This is a genomic window from Chryseobacterium sp. C3, assembly GCF_014218905.1.
GTDB classification, from domain to species: Bacteria; Bacteroidota; Bacteroidia; order Flavobacteriales; family Weeksellaceae; genus Chryseobacterium; species Chryseobacterium mucoviscidosis.
In genome coordinates this window covers 107,812-120,825 of sequence record NZ_JACLCU010000006.1, presented here as the reverse complement: position 1 = coordinate 120,825, position 13,014 = coordinate 107,812, and the positions used below count along the sequence as shown (strand labels likewise).

The following is a 13,014-nucleotide window of genomic DNA, read 5'->3' as shown; positions in this document are numbered from 1 at the left end:
AGTTTAATTTTTTAAATTAAAATCGTCATCACTGTCATCCTGCAAAGGCGCTTCTTCTTCCTCTTTGTAATATTTTTTAGGCTTGCTAAAAACGTAGATTACCAAAGCAATGAAGAACAGCATAAAGAAAATCAAAGCCAAAGTCTGGTAAAAGCCAGCGTTTTCGGTATTGGATAAGATGTCTTTAAAATTCTGAGGGATCATGATGTGAACCTTTTAATATGTTAGTTATTACTTGCTGTTTTGATTTCAGTTGTCTTAATATCCGTTCCTAATCTTTGAAGATAAGAGATAAGTGCTACAACTTCTTTTTTCTCTAATTCTCCTTTAGGTCTCTTCGCATAAGCTTCCTTCAAATCCGGTGCTTCAGACATAATATCTCTTACGATTTTTGAAGCCTGATTGTTTGCCCAAGAGTTGGCAGAATCTATTTCAGCTTTTGTGTAAGGTACTTCGAAAGCACTCTTCATCAATTTCATTTTGTCAACCATTTTAGATCTGTCTAAATCTGTTGCAATTAACCAAGGGTAACGAGGCATGATAGAACCTGCAGATGTAGATCTTGGATTATACATGTGTTTGTAGTGCCAAGAACTTGGGTTTTTACCACCCTCTCTGTGCAAATCCGGTCCGGTTCTTTTAGATCCCCAAAGGAAAGGTCTGTCGTATACGAATTCCCCTGCTTTAGAGTACTGTCCGTTTTTACCGTTAAATCTTACGATCTCATCTCTGAATGGTCTTACCATTTGCGAGTGACAAGCATTACATCCTTCTCTGATATAAATATCTCTACCTTCTAATTCCAGTGGAGAATATGGTTTTACTGCCGAGATAGTAGGTACGCTCTTCTTAAGAGACAGAGTAGGAATAATTTCCACCATACTACCGATTGAAATCGTTAATAAAGATAAAATACCTAATAATACAGGAGTTCTTTCTAACCAAAGGTGAGTTCCTTCTCCTTCTTTACGTTTTCCGCTGATGTTTGCCAATGCAGGTGCTTCAGCAGGTACATCTTTCTGGAATGATCCTTTTCTTACAGTAGCCACTAAGTTTACCACCATTACAAGAGCTCCGGAAAGATAAAGAATACCTCCCACAAATCTCATTTTATAGTAAGGAACAATAGCCGTTACTGTATCCAGCCAGTTTTTCCAAACCAAAGTTCCGTCCGGGTTGAACTGTTTCCACATCAATCCTTGTGTAAATCCTGAGATATACATTGGAACCGCATAGAAAATAATTCCTAATGTTCCCAACCAGAAATGAAGATTTGCCAGTTTGGTAGAATATATTTTTGTTCTCCACAATATCGGTACAAGATAATAGATTACACCAAACGCCATAAAGCCGTTCCATCCAAGTGCTCCAACGTGTACGTGACCAATAACCCAGTCTGTAAAGTGACCGATTTTGTTAATGTTTTTTGTTGCCAAAAGTGGTCCCTCGAAAGTTGCCATACCGTAGCACGTTACTGCTACAACAAAGAACTTAAGAATAGGATTTTCTCTTACTTTATCCCAAGCTCCTCTTAAGGTAAGAAGACCGTTAAGCATACCTCCCCAAGACGGAGCAATAAGCATGATAGAGAAACCGGTTCCTACCGCCTGTGCCCAAGCTGGTAATGCTGTATACTGAAGGTGGTGAGGACCAGCCCAGATATAAACGAAAATTAATGACCAGAAGTGAATGATAGACAGTTTATACGAGAAAACCGGTCTGTCTGCAGCTTTTGGTAAGAAGTAATACATCAAACCAAGAACAGGAGTCGTCAATACGAAAGCTACCGCATTGTGACCATACCACCATTGTACGATGGCATCTTTTACCCCTGCATAAGCTGAGTAAGATTTCCATCCTGTGAAAGACAAAGGTACTTCAAGGTTATTGAAGATGTGCAACATTGCTACTGCGATCCATGTACCGATGTAGAACCAGATCGCTACATAAAGATGTCTTACTCTTCTTTTCGCAATCGTTAAGAACATATTGGCTCCGAAGATGATCCATGAGAATGCGATCAAAATATCAATCGGCCATTCGTGTTCCGCATATTCCTTAGAAGTGTTGATTCCCATAAAGAACGTAACGTACGTTACAAGAATCATAATCTGCCATGTCCAGAAATGGATCCAGGACAATGTATCACTGTACATTCTTGTTTTCAGTAATCGCTGTAAAGAGTAATAAACTCCCACATAAACGATATTCATTACGAATGCAAAGATTACAGTGGTTGTGTGCAACATTCTGATTCTTCCGAACCCGAACGCTCCATGAGTATTAATCAATCCCTGGATACTTCCACCTAAACTATTAATGGTTGTATCGTCTGTTCCAAAAAAGAATTCCGGAAGCTCAGGATAGAAAAGCATTAATGCCGCCGTAAGTCCGAACAGAAATCCTATGATCCCGAAAGCAACGGTCGCATAGAGGAATGCCCGAACAATACTGTTGTCATAACTAAACTTTTGTGTTTCCATATCAACTATTCACTTTTTTCTTCAATTTTTTTCTTTTCTCCTTTTTCATCATCGCCCTCTTTGTTGCCAGATTCTTCTTTTTCCTTGATCTCATCGGAATCGAAGAGTATTCGTACAGCCGGAGACTCATCATCTTCAAACTGTCCTTTTCTGGCATACACTATAAACACGACCAGGAAAACTGCAGCCAAAGAAACGCTGCACAGGATCATTAAATATAGAATATCCATTAGACAACAAAATTAACGTATTTTCGGGTTTCAAATTTAGTGAAAAATAATGACTTTCATCACGAAATACGGCTTTTGGCTAATTTAAAACGAATCTAAATAAGTCTTTCTAAGCCCCTTTTTTAAAGTATTTTCTTCCCAGAATCCAGGTCGAAAGTGTAGTGAATGAAACTACCGTAATAGAACTCGCAGGCATAATTAAAGCCGCAAAAAGTGGATGCATATGTCCTGTAACGGCATAACTTAAACCCACAACATTGTAAAGAAAACTAATTATAAATGTCATTTTCACAATTGTCATAGAACCTTTGCATACATTCAGATATTTGTCTAAGTTTACCACTTTTTCTCCATTCATAATTACATCCGAAGAAGGAGTAAAACTGTTGGAATCATCTGCAATCGCAATTCCTACATTGCTTTGTTTTAAAGCTCCGGCATCATTCAGTCCGTCTCCAAGCATCGCAACTTTCATGTTCTGGTTCTGAAGGTTTTGAATATAATTCAGCTTGTCTTCGGGATTTTGGTTGAAAGCCATTCCTTTGTAATTCGGAATCAATTCCTTTAATTGATTTTCCTCCGAAGAATTGTCTCCACTCAGAATGAAAACTTTGTAATGGGTAAGTTTTTTAAACAAATCTTTTAAGTTCTCGCGGTATTCATTTTTAAAGATGAATTTTCCTAAAAATTCGTTGTTTTTACTGATGTAAACTGCGGTTTCAAGATTTTTTGATTCCTGATTGTTATATCTTGCAGAACCGATTTTATATACATTTCCACGTACACTTGCTTCATAACCCTTTCCTGAAATTTCCTGAAAATTTTCAACCGGGAAATATTCATCTTTTACCTCTATGAATTCGTATAAGGATTTTGAAAGCGGGTGATTAGAATTTTTTAGTAACGTTTTGATATTCAATAGGTCAAACTCTTTTATTTCAGCACCCTCAAATTTGATATTTGATTTTTTTCTGTGCGTGATAGTTCCGGTTTTATCAAAAACAATCGTGTCTAATTTGGCAATTTTCTCAATTGTTAAAGTGTCTTTTACGTAAAATTTATTTCTTCCCAGAATCCTCATAATGTGCCCGAATGTAAACGGAGCAGACAACGCCAACGCACACGGACAAGCGATGATAAGAATCGCAGAGATCACCTGAAACATTTTCTCCAGATCTACAGTGTACCAGTAGATTGCCGAAAGTAGTGCGATTCCTAAAATAATGAAAGTGAAATATTTACTGATGTTATTCGTTAACGTATCAAGTCCGGTTTCATGTTTTTTGAAGGCTTCTTTATTCCAAAGCTGGGTAAGATAACTTTGGTCAACATTCTTAATCACTTCAAGTTCCAATGATGATCCGATCTGTTTTCCTCCGGCGAAAATTTTATCTCCCGGCTGTTTGCTGATGCTTTCGCTTTCTCCGGTAATGAAACTGTTGTCAATATTACCTTCACCATTAATCAGAATAGCATCTACCGGAATAATCTCCTGATTTCTTACCAAAATCCGGTCGCCGACTTTAACCTCAGAAAGCAGAATATTTTCCTGTTTTCCTTCAAAATCAACTTTTGTAACGGCAATCGGATAGAAAGATTTGTAATCTCTGTCGTATGAAAGCGCGTTGTACGTTCTTTTCTGAAAGATTTTACCCAAAAGCATGAAGAACAAAAGTCCGCACAAAGTATCAAAATATCCGGGACCGTAATTCGTGGCAACTTCATATAAACTTCGCCCGAAAAGCACAATAATTCCCAAAACAATCGGAACATCAATATTCACGATTTTATTTTTCAGACCGTACCAAGCCGATTTATAATAATCTGAAGCAGAATATACAACAACCGGGATAGACAAAAGACACATCAAAGCTCTGAAAAGACCTTTGTAATGCTCCATCCAGTAATCTTCTCCGCCTACATACTCAGGAAAAGCAAGGAACATCCCGTTTCCAAAGGCAAAAGCCGCAATGGCAAATTTTACAAGTAATGATTTGTCTAAATTTTCAACGTTTTTATCTGCGGTTTCCAGACTGATGACCGGTTTGTAGCCTAAATTTGTTAAAAAATTAGCTAATTCGCTTAATTTTAAATCGTTATGATTGAAGGAAATCTGTAAGGTCTTTCTGGTGAAGTTAACCTGAGAATATTTGATGTTTTTGTTTAATGTATGAAGACTTTCCAAAAGCCATATACAGGAAGAACAGTGGATTACAGGAATTTTAAAAGTGACTAAACTTGTGCTTCCTTCAGAAAAATCTGTTACCTTTTCAAAAATTTCAGGAGTGTCGAGATATTCAAACTGTGAAGAGCTTTCGTCCGGACGGATTCCTGCACGTTTATTTAATTCATAAAAATTACTTAAGTTGTTCGTATTCAGAATTTCATAAACAGATTTGCAACCGTTGCAGCAGAAAGTCTTTTCATCAAACAAAATTCTTTCTTTTTCGATCCCTTGACCACAATGAAAACAGTTCTCGCTCACCTTCATAAATTATTGAACTACAAAATTATAACAATTTTTTTTGTTTATCGAGTTAAAAAGTTCTATTTTTGTGATAAATGTCATATAAAATGTCGCAGGAACAACAAATTGCAATCGAGGAGAGGTTCGCAAGAGTTTTTAATGATAAATCATTCAGGGAAAGGCTTTCCAGTGCTGATTTTGAAAAATACATTAACGCTAAAAAGAAACTAAGTTTTCAAAAACACGAAACCATTTTCGAAGACGGGGAAACGCCGAAAGGTGTGTTCGTTCTGGAAAAAGGAGCTGCGAAATTATCAAAATCAGGAGCTTTCGGGAAAGATCAGATTCTGAGATTCATTAAAGAAGGCGACATCATCGGTTACCGTTCTTTGCTTTGCGGTGAAAATTTTCAGGCGAAAGCAGAAGCAATGACGGATATTGAAGCTACTTTTTTACCGGCGGATATTTTTATGTATCTGTTGGAGGTAGATTCCCAGCTTTCCTTTGTGATGCTTCAGAAAATCGCTTACGAACTGGGAGAGTCTTCCAATACCATTACTTTCCTTGCTCAGAAAACCGTAAGAGAAAGACTCGCGGAAATTCTTCTGTTATTAGAACAGAAATTAGGAGTTGATCCGGAAGGATTTATTAAAATTTCTTTAACAAGAGAAGAAATCGCCAATATCATCGGAACCGCAACCGAAAGTGCAATCCGTCTGATCTCCGAATTCAAAGGAGACCATCTCATCGAAGTAGACGGAAGAAACATCAAAATTCTCAACCACGACAAATTAATGAAACTAGGTCACGTAGTTTTATAAATCATACAAACTTGAAGTCGGCTAAATGCCGACTTTTAACTTTTAAAAAATAGATACATTATGTCTGTTCATTCTGAAATTAAAAAAGTTACAACTGAAACCTTGCGTAAAATGAAATTCGACAAGGAAAAAATAACGATGCTTACGGCATACGATTATACCACTGCGAAAATGGTGGATGCGGGAGGAATTGATGCGGTTTTGATCGGAGATTCTGCGGCAAACGTAATGGCGGGTTTTGAAACCACATTGCCAATTACTTTGGATCAGATGATTTACCATTCTCAAAGTGTAGTCAGAGGAACCGACAGAGCTTTGGTGGTTGCCGATTTACCTTTTGGAACATATCAGAGTAATCCTGAAAAAGCTTTGGAATCTGCTGTAAGGATGATGAAAGAAGGAGGAGCTCATGCGGTGAAAATTGAAGGCGGAAAAGAAATTTCAAAATCAATTAAAAAGATTATCAATGCAGGAATTCCTGTAATGGGACATTTAGGATTAACACCACAATCGATCTACAAATTCGGAACATATAAAGTAAGAGCCAAAGAAGAGGCAGAAGCTGAAAAATTAATTGCAGATGCACAACTTTTGGAAGAATTAGGATGTTTTGCAGTAGTTTTAGAAAAAATACCGGCAGATTTAGCTAAAAAAGTAACCGAATCTATTTCTATTCCAACCATCGGAATCGGAGCCGGTGCGCATTGCGACGGACAGGTTTTGGTGTATCATGATATGGTGGGAATGAACAAAGGATTCAGCCCGAAATTTTTAAGAAGATATTTGGATTTGTATACAGAAATTACCGGAGCGGTTGCGCAATACGTGAAAGATGTGAAAACTCAGGAATTTCCTAACCAAAACGAAAGCTATTAATGGATCATCAGAAACTTCAGACCATTCAGGGGGTTATTTCTATTCTAGCCGTGGTTTGTCTTGCGGTGGGATGGTTTAAGATATTTTCTCCTGATATTAACCAACTTCTTTCCGGAAGAATATTTTACATCATCGTAGGAGTGAGCTTCATTTTACAGGCTCCTTTACTGCTGAACAGGAAATTTGTTTATCCGATGTATGCCGCTGCTGCACTTTGCATTATCGGAGCATTTTTACCTTACGAATCGAATCTTACAGGAATGAAAACCATCGGTCTTTTGGCAGGGGTAATTATTTCTTTTGCCAACAGATCAAATTACCGTCAGTAGAAAAATGGAGGAACAAATTGTTTATGAAGACAACCATCTTCTCGTAATCAATAAAAAAGTCGGACAGCTTGTACAGGGCGACAAAACCGGCGATGATTCTTTACTGGAATTAATTAAAGATTTTATAAAAAAAAGAGATAACAAACCGGGAAATGTGTTCCTTGGTTTGGTTCATCGCATCGACAGACCGACTTCAGGTCTTGTTATTTATGCTAAAACTTCCAAAGCACTTTCCCGTCTCACGCAGATGGTGAAAAACCGTGAAGTGAAAAAAACATATTGGGCAGTTGTCGCAAAAGAGATGATTCCCAAAACGCAGAGACTGGTTCACTATTTAAAGAAAAACGAAAAAAATAACAAAGCCATTGTTTTTCCAAAAGCAACCGAAGGCGCAAAAGAAGCCATTCTTACCTATAACGTCATCAAAACGTTAGACAATTATCTTTTATTGGAAATTGATCTTGAAACCGGAAGACATCATCAGATCAGGGCGCAGTTGTCAAAAACAGGAGTTCCCATTAAAGGCGATCTGAAATATGGTTCGCCGCGTTCCAATCCCGATGGCGGAATTAATCTTCACGCCAGAAAACTGGAATTCATCCATCCTGTTACAAAGGAAAAAATAGAAATTACGGCTCCTGTTCCGCAAAATGATGCCGTTTGGAGAGCTTGCGAAGAGTAAATTTCCGTAAAAACACTTACCCAAAAACAGGGATTTTACTGTAATGATTATTGTTTTTTAAAAATAGTTTTACACTATCAATCTAAAGAACAATAATCATGCTTACATTGGGACAACTTAAAGAAGCTACCTGCTCAAAAACTGCATATGCTTCGCAATTCTTACCGTACGTTACAGCAACATGTGATAAATTTTCCATCAACACGCCTTCACGAATGCTTAACTTTCTTGCACAGGTCAGTCACGAAAGCGGCGGATTGTTTTACACCGAAGAACTCGCGAGCGGAAGCGCTTATGAAGGGAGAGCAGATTTAGGAAACACTCAGAAAGGAGATGGTGTAAAATTTAAAGGAAGAGGGCTTATTCAGATTACCGGAAGAGCAAATTATAAGTCGGTGTCCTTAGCTTTGGGAACTGATTTTGTAACAAATCCTACATTTTTAGGAGGTAAAAATGTTACGAAATGTAATGCTGTCCAACTCAAAAACGCAGCAGAAAGTGCGGGTTGGTTCTGGAACAGCAGAAAGCTAAATGCTTTGGCAGATCAGATTGACATTACCAAAAGCATTGATACCGGAAATAATCTGGTTGTTTTCAAAAAAATCACAAAAACCATTAATGGAGGATACAACGGCTTGCCCGACAGACTGAACCGCTATAAAGCAGGGTTAAGTTATTTCCTTTAACTAAAAATGTTTGGCCATGAAAAAAATATTATTCTTAATCATCTTTTTCCTGATTACTAATTTCTCTGCGCAGAAGCCGGTTCTTCACGATCTGAAAGATCCTAAAATGCATGCGGGTTGCTATATCGACGGAAAAAATAATCCGGTTGCCAACTTATCTGAAGATGAAGGAGCATTATTCAATTTTAACGGAAAAGATGAAATTTTTCCTTCCATCAAAGGAACAAAAGAATATCCTGAAGCGTTCGGAAACAAAACCTATAAAATTTACATCCGCGAAACGAAATCAGTAAAAGACGGAGAATCCTGTATTGAAAATAAAATCTATTCAATAAAAATCATTTACAGAAAAAAAGCCTATTTCTATTCTAAAAAAGGAATGTGTGGCTGTTAATTTTCTTTATAATATATTTTCTTAAACACCAAAGACTATCTTGATCCGGAGATGGTCTTTTTTATTTTTAGGAGCTATTTCCCGCTTTCGCTACTCGCTTTTTCTGGGTTTCGGCGGCGGCGAAGCCGCCGCCGAAACCCAGAAAAGAGCTCAGACACGCCGCTCAATCGAGGCTAAATTGCGGTCTTTTGTTTTCAGTATTTGAATTAAATCAAAAAACATCCGCAAAATCAGCAAAATCCGCGAAACATAAAAGAAAATCTTCACGCTTCGCGCAGCAAATTTATTTGCCTCTGCTTACTAAACTAAGAAGTCTTAATAAGAACTCTTTGCGTTAAAATCAAAACATCTGTATCATCCGCAAAATCAGCAAGATATAAAAGAATATTTTCAAGCTTCGCATAGCAAATATATTTGCCTCTGCTTACTAAATTAAGAATCCTCAATAAGAATTTTTTGCATTAAAATTAAAACATCTTTGTCATTAGCAAAATCAAAAACTTCCAACCTCCCTCCCTCACAAATTTTGCCCATTTCAAAAAAATGTCTAACTTCGTCCCATACTTTAGGGGTGTCCGTTGAAAAGACGGGCTGAGAATTTACCCTTTGAACCTGATTTCTAGATCATACTAGCGTAGGGAAAAGTGAGATGACTTTGCTGTACATTCTACTGTACAATAATGGGCATTCCTAAAGTGTTTTTAAAAATTTAGGAATGGAGCTCACAATCAATCACACGACAAAAAAGTTCGAAAAACTTCCCGAAAATCTGGAAGCACTTATTGCTATGGAATTACCTGAAAAGAAAAAAGGAATTGCTGTAGCACTCAACAACCGTATCATTCCGCAGTCATTCTGGGCAGAAACATTCCTCAACGACAAAGATTCAGTTTTAATTATCACAGCCACTCAGGGTGGTTAAAAAAATATTTTTATGGCTCATAACATCACACGTTCACCATTTCCGAACTCAAAAAAAATCTATGTTGAAGGGAAAATTCACCCGATCCATGTAGCGATGCGCGAAATACAGCTTAGTCCGACAAAACTCAGCAACGGAAAAATGGATGAAAATCCTCCTGTTACCATTTATGATACATCAGGACCTTACACCGACGAAAATTTTGAAATTAATATCGAAAAAGGACTTCCAAGAATCCGCGAGCAATGGATTTTAGACAGAAATGACGTAGAAATTCTCGACGGAATTACTTCAGAATACGGAAAAGCCCGCCTTGCAGATTCAAAATTAGATCAACTGCGCTTTTCATATAATCATAAACCTAAAGTAGCCAAAGAAGGAAAAGAAGTCACCCAGTTGTATTACGCAAAACAGGGTATCATCACTCCTGAAATGGAATATATTGCCATCAGGGAAAACCAGAGAATTGAGCAATTGGATTCCGTTTCAAAAGACATGGCTTTCCAGCATCCGGGAAACAGTTTTGGTGCAAAAACGCCGAAAAATAAAATCACACCTGAATTTGTAAGAGACGAAATTGCAGCGGGAAGAGCCATCATTCCCAACAACATTAATCACCCCGAAAGCGAACCGATGATTATCGGACGGAATTTTTTAGTTAAAATTAATGCGAATATTGGAAACAGTGCTGTTTCATCAAGCATTGAAGAAGAAGTGGAAAAAGCAGTCTGGGCTTGTCGATGGGGCGCAGACACCATCATGGACTTATCAACCGGAAAAAACATCCACGAAACCAGAGAGTGGATCATCAGAAACAGTCCGGTTCCCATTGGTACCGTTCCGATTTATCAGGCATTGGAAAAAGTAAAAGGCGTTGCAGAAGATTTAACGTGGGAGATTTTTAAAGATACCTTGATCGAACAGGCAGAACAGGGCGTTTCTTACTTCACGATCCACGCAGGAGTTTTACTGAGATACATTCATTTAACAGCAAAACGGGTGACAGGAATTGTTTCCAGAGGAGGTTCAATTATGGCAAAGTGGTGCTTATTTCATCACAAAGAAAACTTCTTATACACACATTTCGAGGAAATCTGCGAAATCATGAAAAAATATGACGTTGCCTTTTCTTTGGGTGATGGTCTTCGTCCAGGTTCAATTGCCGATGCCAATGACGAAGCGCAGTTTGCAGAGCTTGAAACCTTAGGTGAATTAACGAAAATCGCATGGAAACACAATGTTCAGGTGATGATCGAAGGTCCCGGTCACGTTCCGATGCATATGATTAAAGAAAATATGGAAAAGCAATTGGAAGTTTGTGATGAAGCTCCGTTTTACACTTTAGGACCTTTAACAACAGATATTGCACCGGGTTACGACCACATCACTTCAGGAATCGGAGCGGCAATGATCGGTTGGTTTGGTTGTGCCATGTTGTGTTACGTTACGCCGAAAGAACATTTGGGACTTCCGAACAAAGAAGATGTAAAAGTGGGAGTGATTACGTATAAATTGGCGGCTCATGCTGCGGATTTGGCAAAAGGACATCCCGGAGCACAATACAGAGACAATGCTTTGAGTAAAGCGAGATTCGAATTCAGATGGGAAGATCAGTTCAATCTTTCTTTAGATCCGGAAACGGCGAGATCTTATCACGATGAAACACTTCCGGCAGACGGAGCAAAAGTAGCCCATTTCTGTTCGATGTGCGGACCTAAATTCTGTTCCATGAAAATTACCCAGGAAATTCGGGAATCTGCCGAACAGGGAATGCTGGATAAATCGCAGGAATTCATCGAAAAAGGAAAGGAAATCTATATATGATCATCGTTATCACTTCTGAAGGATTGGTTCAGAATGAAACTGAAATCATCAATGCCTTATTTCAGGAAGGGCTGGATTTACTTCATGTCAGAAAACCTTTTATCCATTCAGAAGAAATGACGGATTTTATCCAAAACATACATTCTGAATTTCATCACCAATTGGTTTTGCACAGTCATCACGATTTAGCTGAACGTTTTAATATTTCAAGATTTCATTTCAGAGAAACCGACAGACAGAATGATTTGTTTAAACCTTTCGCAGATCAAACGATTTCCACTTCTGTTCATGATATTAAAACTTTTAATGAATTATCTGACGATTGGGAATATGCTTTTATCAGTCCGGTTTTTCCGAGTATTTCAAAAAAAGGATACGGAGAAAATTCGAATATTTTGAATGAGATTCAAAAACGAAATCATCCAAACGTAAAACTGATTGCTTTGGGAGGGATTCATGAAAATAATGTTAGTGGAGTTTTCAACAGCAGAGTAGACGGAGTGGCTTTGTTGGGTGCAATTTGGGAGAGTAATAATCCTTTAGATATTTTCAGAAAATGCAGGAAGAACGTCCTTTCGTAATGAGCATTGCCGGCTTCGATCCAAGCGGAGGAGCCGGTGTGTTGGCGGATATTAAAACATTTGAACAGTTAAAAGTTCAGGGATTGGCTGTCTGTACAGCAATGACTTTACAAACAGAGTCCGAATTTTATACGCTTCAATGGCAGCCGATAGATGAAATTTTATCAGCTACCGATGTTTTGATGAAAAAATATAAAGTTGAAGCGGTGAAAATCGGAGTGGTAAAAGATGCCAAATTTTTAGCTCAGATTGTAGAAAAACTTAAATCCATTAATCCTGAAGTAAAAATTGTCTGGGATCCGGTTTTAAAAAGCACATCGGAATTTTCCTTTTTTGATTTGAATACCATTTCAGATGTAAAAAATGTTTTAGACCAAATTGATTTAATCACACCCAACTATCATGAATATAAGGTTTTGAAAAAAAGTCACCTTTTTGAAAGTATGGAAAATTCATGCTCGGTTTTAATAAAAGGCGGACATCGTGAAGATAAAATCGGAACAGATATTTTATGGGAAAATGGGAAAAAAATTTCAATCGAACCCAACAATACAACTTCTGTATTTTACCCGAAACACGGTTCAGGCTGCGTACTTTCTTCCGCAATTGCAAGTCATTTAGCAAAAGGAGAGAACTTAGAAAATGTCTGTCGAAAAGGAAAATTATACATCGAAAAATTTTTAACAAATAATCCAACTTTACTAGGTTTTCATTCTTAA

The 13,014-nt window shown here is 37.7% G+C and carries 14 protein-coding genes and 1 riboswitch; of the genes, 10 read left to right on the top strand and 4 right to left on the bottom strand.

Going from position 1 to position 13,014, the window contains the following annotated elements:
• Positions 1-3: 3 nt before the first annotated feature.
• From H6W53_RS14660 to H6W53_RS14645, 4 genes are all read right to left on the bottom strand, one after another.
• A complete protein-coding gene (locus tag H6W53_RS14660) occupies positions 4-204 on the bottom strand; it encodes a cbb3-type cytochrome oxidase subunit 3 (RefSeq protein ID WP_087708242.1) in 201 nt (66 codons plus the stop codon).
• A gap of 20 nt (positions 205-224) precedes the next feature.
• On the bottom strand, positions 225-2,483 hold the full coding sequence (gene ccoN, locus H6W53_RS14655; protein ID WP_087708243.1) for a cytochrome-c oxidase, cbb3-type subunit I: 2,259 nt from the start codon (positions 2,481-2,483) through the stop codon (positions 225-227).
• Positions 2,484-2,488: 5 nt separating this feature from the next.
• Positions 2,489-2,713: a cbb3-type cytochrome oxidase assembly protein CcoS gene (gene ccoS, locus H6W53_RS14650; RefSeq protein WP_087708245.1), complete on the bottom strand. Its 225-nt coding sequence runs from the start codon at positions 2,711-2,713 to the stop codon at positions 2,489-2,491.
• A 109-nt stretch (positions 2,714-2,822) separates the two neighbouring features.
• Positions 2,823-5,198 carry a heavy metal translocating P-type ATPase gene (locus H6W53_RS14645; RefSeq protein ID WP_185207838.1) on the bottom strand — a complete coding sequence of 792 codons (2,376 nt, stop codon included), beginning with the start codon at positions 5,196-5,198 and terminating at the stop codon, positions 2,823-2,825.
• 89 nt (positions 5,199-5,287) lie between these two features.
• On the opposite strand from H6W53_RS14645, the gene H6W53_RS14640 reads away from it, so the two are divergent.
• From H6W53_RS14640 to H6W53_RS14595, 10 genes are all read left to right on the top strand, one after another.
• The gene (locus H6W53_RS14640) at positions 5,288-6,001 is read left to right on the top strand and encodes a Crp/Fnr family transcriptional regulator (protein ID WP_116096718.1); all 714 of its coding nucleotides are present in this window, start codon (positions 5,288-5,290) and stop codon (positions 5,999-6,001) included.
• A 60-nt stretch (positions 6,002-6,061) separates the two neighbouring features.
• Positions 6,062-6,877 (top strand): 3-methyl-2-oxobutanoate hydroxymethyltransferase, encoded by an 816-nt coding sequence (gene panB / locus H6W53_RS14635; RefSeq protein WP_076393737.1) that lies wholly within the window; start codon positions 6,062-6,064, stop codon positions 6,875-6,877.
• Complete coding sequence (locus H6W53_RS14630; protein WP_185207836.1) at positions 6,877-7,206, top strand: hypothetical protein; 330 nt, start codon at positions 6,877-6,879, stop codon at positions 7,204-7,206. Before panB ends, H6W53_RS14630 begins: the two co-directional genes overlap by 1 nt.
• Before the next feature lie 4 nt (positions 7,207-7,210).
• On the top strand, positions 7,211-7,888 hold the full coding sequence (locus tag H6W53_RS14625) for an RluA family pseudouridine synthase (protein WP_185207834.1): 678 nt from the start codon (positions 7,211-7,213) through the stop codon (positions 7,886-7,888).
• 98 nt (positions 7,889-7,986) lie between these two features.
• The gene (locus H6W53_RS14620; RefSeq protein ID WP_185207832.1) at positions 7,987-8,574 is read left to right on the top strand and encodes a glycoside hydrolase family 19 protein; all 588 of its coding nucleotides are present in this window, start codon (positions 7,987-7,989) and stop codon (positions 8,572-8,574) included.
• A 16-nt stretch (positions 8,575-8,590) separates the two neighbouring features.
• Positions 8,591-8,968, top strand: a complete 378-nt coding sequence (locus H6W53_RS14615; protein WP_185207830.1) for a hypothetical protein — start codon at positions 8,591-8,593, stop codon at positions 8,966-8,968.
• 557 nt (positions 8,969-9,525) lie between these two features.
• Positions 9,526-9,626: riboswitch (TPP riboswitch) on the top strand.
• Positions 9,627-9,683: 57 nt separating this feature from the next.
• Positions 9,684-9,890 carry a sulfur carrier protein ThiS gene (gene thiS, locus H6W53_RS14610; protein ID WP_076394110.1) on the top strand — a complete coding sequence of 69 codons (207 nt, stop codon included), beginning with the start codon at positions 9,684-9,686 and terminating at the stop codon, positions 9,888-9,890.
• 12 nt (positions 9,891-9,902) lie between these two features.
• Positions 9,903-11,714: a phosphomethylpyrimidine synthase ThiC gene (gene thiC, locus H6W53_RS14605; protein ID WP_185207828.1), complete on the top strand. Its 1,812-nt coding sequence runs from the start codon at positions 9,903-9,905 to the stop codon at positions 11,712-11,714.
• On the top strand, positions 11,711-12,295 hold the full coding sequence (locus H6W53_RS14600; protein WP_185207826.1) for a thiamine phosphate synthase: 585 nt from the start codon (positions 11,711-11,713) through the stop codon (positions 12,293-12,295). Before thiC ends, H6W53_RS14600 begins: the two co-directional genes overlap by 4 nt.
• Positions 12,271-13,014 carry a hydroxymethylpyrimidine/phosphomethylpyrimidine kinase gene (locus tag H6W53_RS14595; protein ID WP_185207824.1) on the top strand — a complete coding sequence of 248 codons (744 nt, stop codon included), beginning with the start codon at positions 12,271-12,273 and terminating at the stop codon, positions 13,012-13,014. The genes H6W53_RS14600 and H6W53_RS14595 overlap by 25 nt, the downstream gene beginning before the upstream one ends.